This window comes from Streptomyces sp. ALB3, from assembly GCF_044385685.1.
Classification (GTDB): Bacteria; Actinomycetota; Actinomycetes; order Streptomycetales; family Streptomycetaceae; genus Streptomyces.
This window is the reverse complement of record NZ_JBISCE010000008.1, coordinates 461,800-476,962: the sequence shown is the minus strand read 5'-3', so window position 1 is coordinate 476,962 and position 15,163 is coordinate 461,800. Positions and strand designations below refer to the sequence as shown.

The 15,163-nt window shown below is 70.8% G+C and carries 17 protein-coding genes; 12 read left to right on the top strand and 5 right to left on the bottom strand.

What is annotated here, in order from left to right; translation table 11 throughout:
• The first annotated feature begins 16 nt into the window (after window positions 1-16).
• The 12 genes from ACHFIV_RS08875 to ACHFIV_RS08820 all read left to right on the top strand — a co-directional run bounded on the left by ACHFIV_RS08875 (window position 17) and on the right by ACHFIV_RS08820 (window position 10,176).
• The gene (locus ACHFIV_RS08875; protein WP_398965325.1) at window positions 17-610 is read left to right on the top strand and encodes a GNAT family N-acetyltransferase; all 594 of its coding nucleotides are present in this window, start codon (window positions 17-19) and stop codon (window positions 608-610) included.
• A gap of 133 nt (window positions 611-743) precedes the next feature.
• Window positions 744-827: a putative leader peptide gene (locus tag ACHFIV_RS08870; protein WP_349817346.1), complete on the top strand. Its 84-nt coding sequence runs from the start codon at window positions 744-746 to the stop codon at window positions 825-827.
• Between the two features lie 114 nt (window positions 828-941).
• Window positions 942-2,639 (top strand): nitrite/sulfite reductase, encoded by a 1,698-nt coding sequence (locus ACHFIV_RS08865; protein ID WP_398965323.1) that lies wholly within the window; start codon window positions 942-944, stop codon window positions 2,637-2,639.
• Window positions 2,636-2,815 (top strand): hypothetical protein, encoded by a 180-nt coding sequence (locus ACHFIV_RS08860; protein ID WP_398965322.1) that lies wholly within the window; start codon window positions 2,636-2,638, stop codon window positions 2,813-2,815. Before ACHFIV_RS08865 ends, ACHFIV_RS08860 begins: the two co-directional genes overlap by 4 nt.
• Window positions 2,812-3,528: a phosphoadenylyl-sulfate reductase gene (locus ACHFIV_RS08855; protein WP_398965320.1), complete on the top strand. Its 717-nt coding sequence runs from the start codon at window positions 2,812-2,814 to the stop codon at window positions 3,526-3,528. Before ACHFIV_RS08860 ends, ACHFIV_RS08855 begins: the two co-directional genes overlap by 4 nt.
• Window positions 3,528-4,097 carry an adenylyl-sulfate kinase gene (gene cysC / locus ACHFIV_RS08850; RefSeq protein ID WP_078597893.1) on the top strand — a complete coding sequence of 190 codons (570 nt, stop codon included), beginning with the start codon at window positions 3,528-3,530 and terminating at the stop codon, window positions 4,095-4,097. Before ACHFIV_RS08855 ends, cysC begins: the two co-directional genes overlap by 1 nt.
• Window positions 4,094-5,029, top strand: a complete 936-nt coding sequence (gene cysD, locus ACHFIV_RS08845) for a sulfate adenylyltransferase subunit CysD (protein ID WP_398965319.1) — start codon at window positions 4,094-4,096, stop codon at window positions 5,027-5,029. Before cysC ends, cysD begins: the two co-directional genes overlap by 4 nt.
• Window positions 5,030-6,376, top strand: a complete 1,347-nt coding sequence (locus ACHFIV_RS08840) for a sulfate adenylyltransferase subunit 1 (RefSeq protein ID WP_398965318.1) — start codon at window positions 5,030-5,032, stop codon at window positions 6,374-6,376.
• 225 nt (window positions 6,377-6,601) lie between these two features.
• On the top strand, window positions 6,602-7,714 hold the full coding sequence (locus tag ACHFIV_RS08835; RefSeq protein ID WP_398965316.1) for an aliphatic sulfonate ABC transporter substrate-binding protein: 1,113 nt from the start codon (window positions 6,602-6,604) through the stop codon (window positions 7,712-7,714).
• Between the two features lie 46 nt (window positions 7,715-7,760).
• On the top strand, window positions 7,761-8,552 hold the full coding sequence (locus ACHFIV_RS08830) for an ABC transporter ATP-binding protein (protein ID WP_398965314.1): 792 nt from the start codon (window positions 7,761-7,763) through the stop codon (window positions 8,550-8,552).
• A complete protein-coding gene (locus ACHFIV_RS08825) occupies window positions 8,539-9,417 on the top strand; it encodes an ABC transporter permease (RefSeq protein WP_398965312.1) in 879 nt (292 codons plus the stop codon). The genes ACHFIV_RS08830 and ACHFIV_RS08825 overlap by 14 nt, the downstream gene beginning before the upstream one ends.
• A 6-nt stretch (window positions 9,418-9,423) precedes the next feature.
• Window positions 9,424-10,176, top strand: a complete 753-nt coding sequence (locus ACHFIV_RS08820) for a sirohydrochlorin chelatase (RefSeq protein WP_398965310.1) — start codon at window positions 9,424-9,426, stop codon at window positions 10,174-10,176.
• Here the strand turns inward: ACHFIV_RS08820 and ACHFIV_RS08815 are convergent.
• The 5 genes from ACHFIV_RS08815 to ACHFIV_RS08795 all read right to left on the bottom strand — a co-directional run bounded on the left by ACHFIV_RS08815 (window position 10,131) and on the right by ACHFIV_RS08795 (window position 14,988).
• Window positions 10,131-11,207 (bottom strand): ketopantoate reductase family protein, encoded by a 1,077-nt coding sequence (locus ACHFIV_RS08815; RefSeq protein ID WP_398965308.1) that lies wholly within the window; start codon window positions 11,205-11,207, stop codon window positions 10,131-10,133. The two genes, ACHFIV_RS08820 and ACHFIV_RS08815, sit on opposite strands and share 46 nt — an antisense overlap.
• 100 nt (window positions 11,208-11,307) lie before the next feature.
• Window positions 11,308-12,225, bottom strand: coding sequence for a S1 family peptidase (locus ACHFIV_RS08810; protein ID WP_398965307.1), 918 nt, complete (start codon window positions 12,223-12,225; stop codon window positions 11,308-11,310).
• 542 nt (window positions 12,226-12,767) lie between these two features.
• Window positions 12,768-13,151 (bottom strand): nuclear transport factor 2 family protein, encoded by a 384-nt coding sequence (locus ACHFIV_RS08805; protein ID WP_398965305.1) that lies wholly within the window; start codon window positions 13,149-13,151, stop codon window positions 12,768-12,770.
• On the bottom strand, window positions 13,144-13,692 hold the full coding sequence (locus ACHFIV_RS08800) for a DUF1697 domain-containing protein (RefSeq protein WP_398965303.1): 549 nt from the start codon (window positions 13,690-13,692) through the stop codon (window positions 13,144-13,146). Before ACHFIV_RS08800 ends, ACHFIV_RS08805 begins: the two co-directional genes overlap by 8 nt.
• A gap of 93 nt (window positions 13,693-13,785) precedes the next feature.
• Window positions 13,786-14,988, bottom strand: a complete 1,203-nt coding sequence (locus tag ACHFIV_RS08795; protein WP_398965302.1) for a S8 family peptidase — start codon at window positions 14,986-14,988, stop codon at window positions 13,786-13,788.
• Between the last annotated feature and the right edge of the window lie 175 nt (window positions 14,989-15,163).

The following is a 15,163-nucleotide window of genomic DNA, read 5'->3' as shown; positions in this document are numbered from 1 at the left end:
TGATTTCGTGGCCGCCATGAGCAACGCCACGCATGCCTCCGCCCCTCTCTCCGACGTGACCGTCTGGTACCTGGAGCAGACCTCGCCCGCCGACCTGAGCCCCGCCGCGGCCCCCGCCGGAGCGGTGACGGTCGTACGGTCGGAGACGCCGCTGCCGGAGTTCAGCCGGTTCCTGTACACGGCGGTGGGCGGCGACGTCCGGTGGACCGACCGGCTGAGCCTCACGTACGCGCAGTGGCAGGAGATCCTTGAGCGGCCCGGCACCGAGACCTGGGTGGCGTACGAGAAGGGGACGCCGGCGGGGTTCATCGAGCTCGCCCCCCAGGAGGAGGGGACGGTCGAGGTCGCCTACTTCGGTCTGATCCCGGCCTTCCGGGGCCGCGGGATCGGCGGTCACCTGTTGTCGTACGGCGTGGCGCGCGCCTGGGACCTCGCGGAGCGCCACCCCGGGCGGACTCCCACGAGGCGGGTCTGGGTGCACACGTGCTCGGACGACGGGCCGCACGCGATGGACAACTACCTGCGGCGTGGTTTCCGGCTGTACGACACGCGGACCGAGCGGGAGCCCCTGGCCGACAGCCCCGGCCCCTGGCCCGGTGCGTACGCCTGATCACGTGCCCTTGTGCCGCTTTGTCGGCAGGCTGGGAGTGATGGACGCCACAGCGTCTCACTCTTCGGGACCATCGCGTCCACATGGTGGATCGCGGTGGACTGGCCCGAAGTCCGCGTGACACGCTTCCGTCATGTCTGGAACTGGAATTGCCTTGGTGAGTCGGCGGCACGTCGACCTCGGCCGCATGTCCAGCGCCATCTGTCCGGTCCGCTGAGAGTCTCCAGCACCGCGATCTCCTGAAGTCCGCTCCACCCCCTGCGCACCGCCGCGCCTCACGCGAGTGTGCAGTTCAGAGCCGCCCTCCTGCAGTCCCGAAGGACGTATTGCCATGGCCGCCAGCCCCGAGAAGCCTGCTACCGCCACGCCCCGCCGCAAGGCCGGACGTCACCGTGGTGAAGGTCAGTGGGCCATGGGTCACTTCACCCCGCTGAACGGGAACGAGCAGTTCAAGAAGGACGACGACAGTCTCAACGTGCGGACGCGCATTGAGACGATCTACTCGAAGCGTGGTTTCGACTCGATCGACCCGAACGACCTGCGTGGACGTATGCGCTGGTGGGGTCTGTACACACAGCGCCGGGCAGGCATCGACGGCGGCAAGACCGCCGTGCTGGAGCCGGAGGAGCTGGACGACCGCTACTTCATGCTGCGCGTGCGCATCGACGGCGGGAAACTGACCACCGCCCAGCTGCGCGTCATCGGCGAGATCTCGCAGGAGTACGCGCGGGGCACCGCCGACGTCACCGACCGGCAGAACGTCCAGCTGCACTGGATCCGCATCGAGGACGTCCCCGCGATCTGGGAGAAGCTCGAGGCCGTCGGGCTCTCGACCACCGAGGCCTGTGGTGACTGCCCCCGCGTGATCATCGGTTCGCCGGTGGCGGGCATCGCCGCCGACGAGATCATCGACGGCACACCAGCGGTCGACGAGATCCACGAGCGGTACATCGGCAGCAAGGAGTTCTCCAACCTGCCCCGCAAGTTCAAGACCGCGATCTCCGGCTCGCCGGTCCAGGACGTGGTGCACGAGATCAACGACATCGCGTTCGTGGGCGTCGACCACCCCGAGCACGGACCCGGCTTCGACCTGTGGGTCGGCGGCGGGCTGTCCACCAACCCGCGGTTCGCCGAACGCCTGGGCGCCTGGGTGCCGCTGGACGAGGTCCCGGACGTCTGGGCCGGTGTCGTGGGGATCTTCCGCGACTACGGCTACCGCCGGCTTCGTACGCGTGCCCGTCTGAAGTTCCTGATGGCCGACTGGGGCCCGGAGAAGTTCCGCCAGGTGCTCGAGGACGAGTACCTCAAGCGCCCGATGCTGGACGGACCGCCGCCCGCGCAGCCCTCCTCCCGCTGGCGCGACCACATCGGTGTGCACCCGCAGCGGGACGGCCGCTTCTACGTGGGCTTCGCCCCGCGCGTCGGCCGGGTGGACGGCTCCACCCTGGCCAAGATCGCCGATCTGGCCGAGGCGCACGGCTCGGGCCGGGTACGCACCACCGTCGAGCAGAAGATGCTCATCCTCGACGTGGAGCAGGACCGGGTCGAGTCGCTGTCCGCCGGCCTGGCGGCCCTGGACCTCCAGGTCGAGGCGTCCCCCTTCCGGCGCGGCACGATGGCGTGCACGGGCATCGAGTTCTGCAAGCTGGCGATCGTCGAGACGAAGGCGCGCGGCGCCGCGCTCATCGACGAACTGGAGCGCCGCATGCCGGACTTCGAGGAGCCGCTCTCCATCAACATCAACGGCTGCCCCAACGCCTGCGCCCGCATCCAGACCGCGGACATCGGCCTCAAGGGCCAGCTCATGCTGGACGGTGACGGCAACCAGGTGGAGGGCTACCAGGTGCACCTCGGCGGCGCGCTCGGCCTGGAGGCGGGATTCGGCCGCAAGGTCCGCGGCCTGAAGGTCACGTCGGCCGAACTCCCGGACTACGTCGAGCGCGTGCTCGGCAGGTACCAGGAGGAGCGCGAGGACGGCGAGCGCTTCGCGACCTGGGCGGCCCGGGCCAGTGCGGAGTCGCTGTCGTGAGTGAGCGAGCCGCGCCGTTCCACTGCCCGTACTGCGGCGACGAGGACCTGCGCCCGCACGAGGCCGGTCACGGCGCCTGGGAATGTGCTTCCTGCAACCGCGCGTTCCAGCTGAAGTTCCTGGGCCTGCTGTCCCGGGGGCTCCAGCGTGACGATGTCGAAGGGGACGGGACATGACGGACACTCTGCAAGCCGGTCAGCTCACCGACGAGGCCCTGAGGGAACTGGCCGTACGGGCCGGGCGCGACCTGGAGGACGCCTCCGCGAGCGACATCCTGACGTGGGCGGCCGACACCTTCGGCAAGCGCTTCTGCGTCACCTCGTCCATGGAGGACGCGGTCGTCGCCCATCTGGCCGCCCGGGTCTTCCCCGGTGTGGACGTCGTCTTCCTGGACACGGGCTACCACTTCGAGGAGACCATCGGCACGCGGGACGCGGTGGACGCCGTGATGGACGTCAACCTCATCACCCTGACCCCGCGTCAGTCGGTGGCCGAGCAGGACGCCGAGTACGGGCCCAAGCTGCACGACCGTGACCCCGACCTGTGCTGCGCGCTGCGCAAGGTCAAGCCGCTGGAGGAGGGGCTGACGGCGTACGCCGCCTGGGCGACCGGGCTGCGCCGCGACGAGTCCCCCACCCGGGCGAACACCCCGGTCGTGGGCTGGGACGAGAAGCGCCGCAAGGTCAAGGTCTCGCCCATCGCCCGCTGGACGCAGGAGGACGTGGACGCCTACGTCGCCGAGCACGGCGTACTGACCAACCCGCTGCTGATGGACGGTTACGCGTCGGTCGGCTGCGCACCCTGCACCCGCAGGGTGCTTGAGGGCGAGGACGCGCGAGCAGGCCGGTGGGCCGGGCGCGGCAAGACCGAATGCGGACTGCACGGCTGATGACGACTGATCAGGAGATATCGATGAGCGTGACGGAGACGGGAGCCACCGTCTGGCTCACCGGTCTGCCGAGCGCGGGCAAGACCACCATCGCCTACGAGCTGGCGGGCCGGCTGCGCGCCGACGGGCACCGGGTCGAGGTGCTCGACGGGGACGAGATCCGGGAGTTCCTCTCCGCGGGCCTCGGCTTCTCCCGCGAGGACCGGCACACCAACGTCCAGCGGATCGGTTTCGTCGCCGAACTGCTGGCCGCCAACGGCGTCAAGGTCCTCGTCCCGGTCATCGCGCCGTACGCCGACAGCCGTGACGCGGTGCGCAAGCGTCACCAGCAGGAGGGCACCGCGTATCTGGAGGTGCACGTCGCGACCCCGGTCGAGGTGTGCTCCGAGCGCGACGTGAAGGGGCTGTACGCCAAGCAGGCGGCGGGCGAGATCAGCGGGCTCACCGGGGTCGACGACCCCTACGAGGCTCCTGAGTCGCCGGATCTGCGGATCGAGTCGCACCAGCAGACCGTGCAGGAGTCCGCAGCGGCGCTTCGCGCGCTGCTCACCGAGAGGGGCCTGGCGTGAGCACCGTCGCCACTGTGCCGGGAGGCACCGTCAACCCGTACGCGCTGAGCCACCTCGACTCCCTGGAGTCGGAGGCGGTGCACATCTTCCGTGAGGTGGCGGGGGAGTTCGAGCGGCCGGTGATCCTCTTCTCCGGCGGCAAGGACTCGATCCTGATGCTGCACCTCGCGCTGAAGGCCTTCGCCCCGGCGCCCGTCCCCTTCACACTGCTGCACGTGGACACCGGGCACAACTTCCCGGAGGTCCTCGAGTACCGCGACCGCACCGTCGAGAAGTACGGGCTGCGCCTGCACGTCGCGTCCGTCCAGGAGTACATCGACGCGGGCAAGCTCCGTGAGCGTCCCGACGGCACCCGCAACCCCCTGCAGACGGTCCCGCTGACGGAGGCCATCCAGCAGCACCGCTTCGACGCCGTGTTCGGTGGCGGACGGCGCGACGAGGAGAAGGCCCGGGCCAAGGAGAGGGTGTTCTCCCTGCGCGACGAGTTCTCCCAGTGGGACCCCCGCCGCCAGCGCCCCGAACTGTGGCAGCTCTACAACGGCCGCCACGCCCCCGGCGAGCACGTCCGCGTCTTCCCCATCTCCAACTGGACCGAGCTCGACGTCTGGCAGTACATCGCCCGCGAGGGCATCGAACTCCCCGGGATCTACTTCGCCCACGAGCGCGAGGTCTTCAGCCGTTCCGGCATGTGGCTGACCGCCGGTGACTGGGGCGGCCCCAAGGACCACGAGAAGGTCGAGACCCGCCAGGTGCGCTACCGCACCGTCGGTGACATGTCCTGCACCGGCGCGGTCGACTCCGACGCCACCACCCTGGACGCCGTGATCACCGAGATCGCCGCCTCCCGGCTCACCGAGCGGGGCGCGACCCGGGCCGACGACAAGATGTCCGAGGCCGCGATGGAAGACCGTAAGCGCGAGGGGTACTTCTAAATGAGCATCACCACCGAGCAGTTGTCGGCCACCACCCTGCTGCGGTTCGCCACGGCCGGGTCGGTCGACGACGGCAAGTCGACCCTCGTCGGACGTCTGCTGCACGACTCCAAGTCGGTCCTCACCGACCAGTTGGAGGCCGTCGCGCTGGCCTCCACCAACCGTGGCCAGGAAGCACCGGACCTGGCCCTGCTGACCGACGGGCTGCGGGCCGAGCGCGAGCAGGGCATCACCATCGACGTGGCCTACCGCTACTTCGCCACGCCCCGGCGCCGGTTCATCCTCGCGGACACCCCGGGCCATGTGCAGTACACCCGCAACATGGTCACCGGCGCCTCCACGGCGGAGCTCGCCGTCGTCCTCGTCGACGCCCGCAACGGCGTGGTGGAGCAGACCCGCCGCCACGCCGCGGTCGCCGCTCTCCTGCGTGTCCCCCACGTGGTCCTCGCCGTCAACAAGATGGACCTGGTGGACTACGCGGAGCCCGTCTTCGCCGCCATAGCCGAGGAGTTCACCGCGTACGCCGCCTCGCTCGGCGTCCCGGAGATCACCGCGATCCCGATCTCCGCGCTGGCCGGCGACAACGTCGTGGAGCCGTCCGCCCACATGGACTGGTACGGCGGCCCGACGGTCCTCGAGCACCTGGAGACCGTGCCGGTCAGCCACGACCTCACCGCCTGCCACGCACGCTTCCCGGTGCAGTACGTGATCCGCCCGCAGAGTGCCGAGCACCCCGACTACCGCGGGTACGCCGGTCAGATCGCCGCCGGGGTCTTCCGGGTGGGCGAGACCGTCTCCGTCCTGCCGTCCGGACGCACCACGACGATCAAGGGGATCGACGCGCTGGGAGAGAGCGTGGACATCGCCTGGGCCCCGCAGTCGGTGACGATCCGGCTGGCCGACGACGTCGACGTCTCGCGCGGCGACCTGATCGCCCCCGCGGACGACGCGCCCGCCACCACGCAGGACGTCGAGGCGACCGTCTGCCACGTGGCCGACGAGCCGCTCACGGTGGGCCAGCGGGTGCTGCTCAAGCACACCACCCGCACGGTCAAGGCGATCGTCAAGGAGATCCCGTCGCGGCTCACGCTGGACGACCTCTCCCAGCACCCGGCCCCGGGCCGGCTGGTGGCCAACGACATCGGCCGCGTCGTCGTACGCACCGCCGAGCCGCTCGCGCTCGACGCCTACGCCGACTCGCGTCGCACCGGCTCGTTCCTGCTGATCGACCCGGCCGACGGCACGACCCTCACGGCCGGCATGGCGGGCGCGTCGTTCGCCGCCGTCGACGGCGCGGAGGACGCGGAGGCGGACACCTCCGCCGAGGACGCGGAGTGGGACTTCTGATGACCACCGATTTCTTCTCGACCTTCGCGAAGGAGGGCGGCCGGGTCGGCAGCGGCGCCCTCGGCAGCGGCCAGGGCGGGGTCGGGCGATGTGCGTGATGACGTACGCGCACTGCCTGCGCGCCCGCACGCACCGCCAGTTCAGACGAAGACCCGCCGACCGCCCGGCCGCGCCACCTGATCCCAGGGGGACGTGAGCACCGGGCCGACGAGAGGAAAGCCTCCCGTGCCTGCCACCCGTACCACTCTCCGCCGCGGCCTCGCCGCCGCCGCGACCTCGCTGCTCGCCGTGGCGGTCACCGCCTGCGGCTACGGTTCCGAGGCGAAGGACGACGACTCCGCGAAGTCGGCCGTCCCCGCCGGAGGGAAGAAGCTCTCGGCCGACACGGTGAAGATCGGTTACTTCCCGAACCTCACGCACGCCACCGCCCTGGTCGGTATCCAGGAAGGCCTCATCGCCAAGGAACTGGGCGGCACCACGGTGAAGCCCTCGACGTTCAACGCCGGGCCCTCCGAGATCGAGGCCCTCAACGCGGGTTCGATCGACATCGGCTTCATCGGCCCCTCGCCCTCGATCAACGGCTACAGCAAGTCCAAGGGCCAGAGCCTGCGCATCGTCGGCGGCTCGGCCTCCGGCGGCGTGAAGCTCGTCGTGAACCCGAAGAAGATCAAGACCCTGGACGACCTCAGGGGCAAGAGGATCGCCACCCCGCAGCTCGGCAACACGCAGGACGTGGCGTTCCTCAACTGGATCTCCGAGAAGGGCTGGAAGGTCGACGCCCAGAGCGGCAAGGGCGACGTCTCCGTGGTCCGTTCGGACAACAAGGTGACTCCGGACGCCTTCAAGGCGGGGTCCCTGGACGGCGCCTGGGTTCCGGAGCCGACCGCCTCGAAGCTGGTCGCCGAGGGCGGCAAGGTCCTGCTCGACGAGTCGACCCTGTGGCCGGACGACAAGTTCGTCATCACGAACATCATCGTGTCGCAGAAGTTCCTCTCCGAGCACCCCGACGTCGTCGACGCGGTGCTGCGCGGCACGGTGAGCACCAACAAGTGGATCAACGCCAACCCGGACGAGGCGAAGGCGTCGGCCAACGCGGCGCTCAAGGCGCTGAGCGGCAAGGCCCTGCCCGCCGAGGTCCTCGACCCGGCCTGGGAGTCCATCCAGATCACCGACGACCCGCTGGCGGCCACGCTCGAGGCGCAGGCGGACCACGCGGTCAAGGCCGGCCTGCTGGAGAAGCCCGATCTCGACGGCATCTACGACCTGAAGCCGCTGAACAAGATCCTCAAGGCCGCGGGGCAGCCCGAGGTCGCCGACGCCGGTCTCGGCGTCAAGTAAGCCCGACCGCATCCGGATCACTGACGACTCCCAGGAGGTGACGACCATGGCGACCACCACCCTCACCAAGGCCGAGGACCGCACGGCGGTCGAGCACGCCGCTCGCATCCGACACGTGTCCAAGTCCTTCGCCGGGCCCACGGGGCAGCAGCTCGTCCTGGACGACATCACGCTCGATGTCGCTCCGGGCGAGTTCGTCACCCTTCTGGGAGCGTCCGGGTGCGGTAAGTCGACCCTGCTCAATCTGGTGGCCGGACTCGACCGCCCGACCGCGGGGTCCATCGAGACCCCCGGCGGGCGGCCGGCCCTGATGTTCCAGGAGCACGCCCTGTTCCCGTGGCTGACCGCGGGCAAGAACATCGAACTCGCCCTGCGGCTGCGCGGGGTTCCTAAGGCGGACCGCCGCCCGGAGGCGGAACGGCTGCTCGAACTCGTGCGCCTCGGCGGGGCGTACGGGAAGCGGGTGCACGAGCTCTCGGGCGGGATGCGCCAGCGCGTCGCGATGGCCCGGGCGCTCGCCCAGGACAGCCAGCTGCTGCTGATGGACGAGCCGTTCGCCGCGCTCGACGCCATCACCCGCGATGTGCTGCACGACGAGCTGACCCGGATCTGGCGGGAGACGAACGCCTCCGTCCTCTTCGTCACCCACAACGTGCGTGAGGCGGTGCGGCTCGCCCAGCGCGTCATCCTGCTGTCGTCGCGTCCCGGCCGGATCGCCCGGGAGTGGACGGTCGACATCGAGCAGCCTCGCCGTATCGAGGACACCGCCGTGGCGGAGCTGTCCGTCGAGATCACCGAACAACTGCGTGGGGAGATCCGCCGACATGGCCAGCACTGAGACGAAGGCCGACGACCTGGCGGGCCTGGAGGCGGGCCTGGACGCGCTCGACGCCGTTCAGGTACGCCGGACGCCGGCCCGCGAGATCCTGCTCAACAAGGTTCTGCCGCCGGTCGTCGCGGTCGTCCTGGTGGTCCTCGTCTGGCAGCTGCTGGTCTGGGCGGAGGTCACCGACGACTACAAGCTCCCGCCGCCCGCGGCGGTCTGGGACAGCCTGACCGACATGTGGCTGCAGGGCACGCTGCTGGAGGTCATCTGGACCAGTGTGTCGCGCGGTCTGCTCGGGTTCGTGATGGCCGTCGCGATCGGCACCCCGCTGGGTCTGCTCGTCGCCCGGGTGAAGGTGGTGCGGGCGGCGATCGGCCCGATCCTCTCCGGACTGCAGTCCCTGCCGTCCGTGGCGTGGGTGGCGCCGGCCATCATCTGGCTCGGCCTCGACGACAGGACGATGTACGCGGTGATCCTGCTCGGCGCGGTCCCGTCCGTGGCCAACGGTCTGGTCTCCGGTGTCGACCAGGTGCCGCCGCTGTTCCTGCGCGCGGGCCGCACGATCGGCGCCACCGGTCTGCGCGGGACGATCCACATCGTCCTGCCCGCCGCGCTGCCCGGCTATCTGGCGGGGCTCAAGCAGGGCTGGGCGTTCTCCTGGCGCTCGCTGATGGCCGCCGAGATCATCGCGTCCTCGCCCGATCTGGGTCTGGGCCTCGGCCAGTTGCTGGAGAACGGCCGGAACAACTTCGACATGCCGGGGATCTTCCTGGCGATCCTCCTCATCCTGTTCGTCGGCATCGCGATCGACCTGCTGATCTTCAGTCCGCTGGAGCGGCGGGTGCTGCGCAGCCGCGGTCTCCTCGTGAAGAGCTGAGCCACCATGACCGCTCCGGTACTCCTCGTCATCGCCCACGGCAGCCGCGACCCGCGGCACGCCGCGACCGTGCACGCGCTCACCGCGCGGGTCCGGTCGCTGCGGCCCGGGCTCCGGGTGGAGACGGGCTTCCTGGAGTTCAACGCCCCGTCGGTGCCCCGGGTGCTGGAGCGCCTGGCCGCGGAGGGGGCGGGTGAGGTCGTCGCTCTTCCCCTGCTGCTGACCCGCGCCTTCCACGCCAAGTCCGACATCCCCTCGGTGCTGCGCGAGGCCCGCTCACGGCTCCCCCGGCTGCGGATCGGCCAGGCCGACGTCCTGGGCCCGTCCCCGCTGCTGAACGCGGCCCTGGAGCAGCGGCTGTACGAGGCCGGGGTGTCCCCCGGCGACAAGGGCTCGACCGGGCTGGTCCTGGCGTCGGCGGGCTCCACAGACCCGGAGGCGAGCGCAGTGATCGCTGAAATCGCGCGGGAGCTGCGGCACACCGGTTGGTGCGCCGTGCGGCCTGCGTTCGCCTCCGCATCCCTTCCGCGCACCGCGGACGTCGTCCGCGAGCTGCGGGCCGACGGAGTACGGCGGGTGGCGGTGGCCCCGTACGTCATCGCCCCGGGCCGGCTCCCCGACCGTATCGCCGCGGGCGCCGAGGAGGCCGGGGCGGACGTGCTCTCCGGCGTACTGGGGCCGTCGCCCGCGCTCGCCCGGCTGCTGCTGACCCGCTACGACGAAGCGCGCCTCCCGGTGTCCGGGGCGATCAGCGCCTGACCGGGGCCGGGGCTGCCCCCCGGTGCGCTCCCGGATTCCGCGTCCACCAGCGCGCCGAGCTCGGCCACCGTCATCGAGCCCGCAGCGCGGCGCTCCCGGGCGAAGGCGTTCGCGGTGCGGCGCAGCACGTCGTTGACGGGAGTCGGGACGCCGTGCAGCCGGCCGAGCAGGACGATCTCACCGTTGAGGTGGTCGGCCTCGATGGTGCCGGTGCCACGGCTGAGACTCTGCCAGGACGATCCCCCCACGCGCTCGGACCCGTCGAACGGGTCGAAGCGGATCCTGCCGCCGCGTGCGGCGTCCTGCTCCTCGGTCCCGACGGGGTCGACGCCCGCCGCCTCGAGCACTCTCCGCCCTTCCGCCCGTGCCCGGCCGAACAGGTCGAATGCCTCCGGGGTGTCGAGCACTCCGGTGACCGCCTCGATCGCGTTGGCGAGGTTGGAGAGCAGCTTCGCGTACTTCCAGCGCATCACGTCGGGGACGACGGGCGCCTCCAGCCTCGCCTTCTCCCAGTCCCCGGCTACGGCGCGCACGGTGTCGTCGGTGCCCGCCGGATAGCGGCCGAGGTGCAGGATGCCGGTGAGCGGGGCTCCGGAGGCGGTGACCCTGCCCGGTTCCACGAAGCTCGCCGGGAGGTAGACGCAGCACCCGTAGACGCGGTGGAAGCGTCGCAGGGCAAGGCGTTCGCCCTCCACGCCGTTCTGGGCGCAGATCAGGGGGAGCCGCTCCCCCGCCGTGCCGCCGCCCGCCACGGGCCGGGCGCTCCATCCGTCGAGCGCGGCGACGCTGTCCTGCGTCTTGACGGCGAGGACGAGGACGTCGTCCGGGCGGAGGTCCAGTGCGGCCGGGCCGTCGACGACCGGCGGGCGGTGGGTGCGTGTGCCCTCGGGCGTGGTGAGGCGCAGCCCGCCCTCGCGCAGAGCGGCGTACTGCGCTCCCCGCGCGACGAGCACGACCTCGTGGCCCGCCTCCGCGAGCCGTCCGCCCACGGTGCCGCCGACGGCGCCCGTTCCCACGATGATGTAGCGCATGCACGTGAGCCTGGCACAGTGCCCGGTCCGGGGGAGAGCGGATACGGCAACGGGCCGCGCTCGGGGAGCGCGGCCCGTCGGCAGGTGCGAGGCTCAGGTCCTAGAAGACGCTGACGCCGTAGGCGCTCAGCGCCTCGGTGACGGGCTGGAAGAACGTGGTACCGCCCGAGCTGCAGTTGCCGCTGCCGCCGGAGGTGAGGCCGAGGGCCGTGGTGCCCGCGAAGAGCGAACCGCCGCTGTCGCCGGGCTCGGCGCAGACGTTGGTCTGGATCATGCCGTAGACGACGTCGCCGCCGCCGTAGTTCACCGTCGCGTTGAGGCCGGTGACCATGCCGCTGTGGACGCCGGTGGTGGACCCGCTGCGCTTGACGGCCTGGCCCACGCGCGGGTTCGCCGCGGAGGTGATGTCCTGGTAGCTGCCGTTGTAGAGGTAGACCCGGCCGTCCGCGGCGGCGGAGCTCGCGTGGCGGATGATCCCGTAGTCGTTGACGGGGAAGCTGGAGCCGGTCCTGGTGCCGAGGGTGCTGCTCTGGCCCGAGTTGGTGTACCAGGTGCTGCCGATCTCGGTGCAGTGGCCGGCGGTCAGCGCGTAGTAGGTGCTGCCGCTGCGGACGTTGAAGCCGAGGGAGCAGCGCCCGCCGCCGGCGTAGATGGCCTGTCCGCCCGCTATGAGCTTGTTGAACGTGCCCGGGGTGCGGTTGATGTCGGCCTTCGCGCCCGAGTCGGTGACCGACTTCTTGATCGTGGCGATCTCGGCGGCGCTGACCGTGCTGTCGACCGTCACGACGACCTTGCCGGTGCTCGCATCGGTGTACCAGGCGGTACCGCCGATGTCGGCACCGTGTACGGCCGAGCTGGCCTTCGCGAGTTCGGCCTTCGTCACGGTGGCGTCCGGGGCCGCCTGAGCGACCGCGGTGGGTGCCGCAAGCGCCACGGCGGTGACCAGACCTGAGGTCGCGGCGATGAGGCGAGCACGTCTGGAGAGGGAGCCGAGGGGGGCGAAGCGCTTGAAGGTCACAGGATCCTCCGTCTTTGGGGGGTGTCCGGTCCGCTGGGTGGGCGGGCCGAGGGTGTGCGGCTCTCCGCGACCGTTGGGTTCTAGTCGTGGACCTGCCAACCGCACGCCTCGAATCTTTGACTCCACTTGAAGGGGTGACAAGGCCGTCTTCCGGACCACGACGGACAACGGTCCGTGAACTCCGATATGCGTGCGGATGACTTCCGAACAACGGCGTCCGCTCACCGAACGGAGCCGCGCAGCGAATTGCTGCAAAGCCCGGAAGGGCGAGCGGACGTCGCCTGCCGTCTACGCGCATCGCGTTCACACACGCCGTCCCCGCCCGGGAGACGCGCACACGCGGAGGGCGACAGCCCGGACCGGGCCCGTGAGGGCGCTGTCCGTTCGGGCGGCTTACCGGCGTTTTGCCCGGGGGCCCGCGATGGCCGGAATCAGCCCCTCCGGCGAGAACCGGCCGGACTCCGGGCACGGATCAGACCGGGGCGGCACTCTTGCGGCGCCGCTCCGCTGTGTGCTGCGGATGCCGTCCAGGGCCGGCCGGCTCAGACCTCGGCGAACGGATCGTCCACGAACGGCGTCGCCTGGTGGAAGTAGAGCAGCCAGCCGGCGTCGGTGAGCCGCCACAGCGAACTGCGGTGTGAGCGCAAGCCCTTGGACTCCGTGTCGAAGGTCAGATGCACCAGGTCCGCCGCGAGCTGGTCGCCCCGCATCCGTGACGCGGTGAGCGGCCCGGGGCGCGGCGCGTCCGGGTCCGTGAGCATCGCGATGATCGTGTCCCGCTCCCAGAGCCGGCCGCTGGTGCCGATCTCCCGGAAGTCGGGGTGCAGCAGGGTGACCAGCACATCGGCGGAGGCCCGTACCACGGGATCGAGAAGGCGCAGCTCGCCCTCGATGGCAGCCGCCACAGCGGGCGAGGGCTCAGTCACGCGTCATCTCCACAAGCTTGGCCACGGTGTTCCAGTTACGGCTGGTGGCGACGAGGCCACGGGTGAGGGCCGGCCGCCCGAGCGCCACGGCGAGCTTCGAACGCCCGAGCCCGTCGGGTGCGTACAGGTAGAGGGCGCGGTCCCCGAGCCGGAACTCCTCGGGAAGGAAGGCTCCGGCGTCGAGCGCCGCGAAGTGCCCGGCGTCCAGGGTCTTGTCGAAGTACGTCACGTGCAGCTGCTTCGCCTGGAGCTCGGCGGCCGGGAACGGACAGGCGTCGGCCACGGCCGCGAGGTAGGCACCCCGGCGGACGAGGCAGTCGACCGGAAAGCCGAACCGCTTCTCGATCGCCTTCTCCAGCCCGGCGGCCAGGGCGCTCTCGTCGTCCGACTCGCTGCGGAACACGGCGTTGCCGCTCTGCAGATACGTGGCGACGTCCTGGTGCCCCAGTTCTCCGAGCACCGTACGGAGTTCCGCCATGGGCACCCGCCGGTGCCCGCTGACGTTGATCCCCCGCAGCAGCGCCGCGTACATCGTGCTCATGGCCCCAGCCTAGGGCCTGAGCACGGCAGTGGCCGCCGCGCCCCGTGGGGGAGGGCGCGGCGGCCACCGCCTGTCCGGTCCGGTGCGTCCGGCCTACTCCACGATCTTCAGGAGCTTGTTCGCCGTGCCCTCGGTCGCGTTGGAGATGGCGTCCGGTGTGGCTCCGCCGGTGAGCGCCGTGGCGACCTCGGCGGGGGAGGCCTCCGGGTGCCCGCCGAGGTACACGGCCGCGGCTCCCACGACGTGCGGGGTCGCCATGGACGTACCGGAGATGGTGTTCGTGGCGTCGTCGCTGTCGTTCCAGGCCGACGTGATGTCCGAGCCGGGGGCGTAGAGGTCCACGACCGCACCGAAGTTGGAGAACGACGACTGCTCGTCGTCCACCGTGGACGAGGCGACGGTGATGGCCTCGGGGACGCGGGAGGGGGAGCCCTCACCCGCGTCGCTCGACTCGTTGCCCGCGGCGACGGCGAAGGTGACACCCGAGGCGATGGCCTTCTGCACCGCTGCGTCGAGAGCCGGGTCGGCGGATCCACCGAGGCTCATGTTGGCGACGGACGGGCCCTCGTGGTTCGCGGTGACCCAGTCGATACCCGCGACGACCTGCTCGGTCGTGCCGGAGCCCGCGTCGTCCAGCACCCGGACGGCCACGATCTTCGCCTTCTTGGCCACCCCGTGGGAGGCGCCCGCGATGGTGCCGGCCACGTGGGTGCCGTGCCCGTTGCCGTCGTCGGCGTCGTCGTCGTTGTCCACGGCGTCGAAGCCCGAGGTGGCCCGGCCCTCGAAGTCGGCGTGCGTGACACGGACACCGGTGTCGATGACGTACGCCGTCACGTCCCCGCCCGCGGCGTCCGGGTAGGTGTACGCGCCGTCACCGGCGGTCGTGGCCTGGTCGACCCGGTCCAGTCCCCACGACGGCGGGTCGTCCTGGGTGGCGTCGATGTGGAACTTCTTGTTCTGGACGACCTTGGAGACGGCCGGGTCGGCGGCGAGCCGCTTGGCCTCGGTCTCCGAGAGGCCGCTCGCGGAGAACCCGTTGATGGCCGACTTGTAGGTGCGCCGGAGTGTGCCGCCGTACTCCTCGGCCAGATCGGCCTTGTCCGCCTTCTGGTCCAGCATCACGATGTAGCTGCCGGAGACGGCTGTCGCCGCGTCGGCGCCGTGGACGGTGCCCATCGCGGGTGCCGGGGCGGCCCCGGCGGACGGGCTGGTGAGCAGAGTGACGCCGGCGGCCGCTGCCACTGCGGTTATCGCGGCGGTGAGCTTCACCGAGCGTGCGCGCTTGTGAATTGCCATGAAGAGGGGTCTCCTCGTCATTCTTTGTGGGGGGATTGACCCTCGGCCGGAAGATCTCCGGGGGTTGCCTCGAAACCCTGCTCGATTGACGCGCCCAGATCAAGACCTTCATGTAGCCGTCACGCACTCGGCAAGATTCCGTCACAGGAAACCCGCGCAGTCCCCTGCAAGTCGG

Excerpts from the sequence above, each read along its gene's own strand:
- ACHFIV_RS08875 (WP_398965325.1), top strand. The coding sequence starts at position 17 with ATGAGCAACGCCACGCATGCCTCCGCCCCTCTCTCCGACGTGACCGTC.
- ACHFIV_RS08870 (WP_349817346.1), top strand. The coding sequence starts at position 744 with ATGTCTGGAACTGGAATTGCCTTGGTGAGTCGGCGGCACGTCGACCTC.
- ACHFIV_RS08820 (WP_398965310.1), top strand. The coding sequence starts at position 9,424 with ATGACCGCTCCGGTACTCCTCGTCATCGCCCACGGCAGCCGCGACCCG.
- ACHFIV_RS08815 (WP_398965308.1), bottom strand. The coding sequence starts at position 11,207 with ATGCGCTACATCATCGTGGGAACGGGCGCCGTCGGCGGCACCGTGGGC.
- ACHFIV_RS08830 (WP_398965314.1), top strand. The coding sequence starts at position 7,761 with ATGGCGACCACCACCCTCACCAAGGCCGAGGACCGCACGGCGGTCGAG.
- ACHFIV_RS08800 (WP_398965303.1), bottom strand. The coding sequence starts at position 13,692 with ATGAGCACGATGTACGCGGCGCTGCTGCGGGGGATCAACGTCAGCGGG.
- ACHFIV_RS08840 (WP_398965318.1), top strand. The coding sequence starts at position 5,030 with ATGAGCATCACCACCGAGCAGTTGTCGGCCACCACCCTGCTGCGGTTC.
- ACHFIV_RS08865 (WP_398965323.1), top strand. The coding sequence starts at position 942 with ATGGCCGCCAGCCCCGAGAAGCCTGCTACCGCCACGCCCCGCCGCAAG.
- cysC (WP_078597893.1), top strand. The coding sequence starts at position 3,528 with ATGACGACTGATCAGGAGATATCGATGAGCGTGACGGAGACGGGAGCC.
- ACHFIV_RS08855 (WP_398965320.1), top strand. The coding sequence starts at position 2,812 with ATGACGGACACTCTGCAAGCCGGTCAGCTCACCGACGAGGCCCTGAGG.
- ACHFIV_RS08825 (WP_398965312.1), top strand. The coding sequence starts at position 8,539 with ATGGCCAGCACTGAGACGAAGGCCGACGACCTGGCGGGCCTGGAGGCG.
- ACHFIV_RS08795 (WP_398965302.1), bottom strand. The coding sequence starts at position 14,988 with ATGGCAATTCACAAGCGCGCACGCTCGGTGAAGCTCACCGCCGCGATA.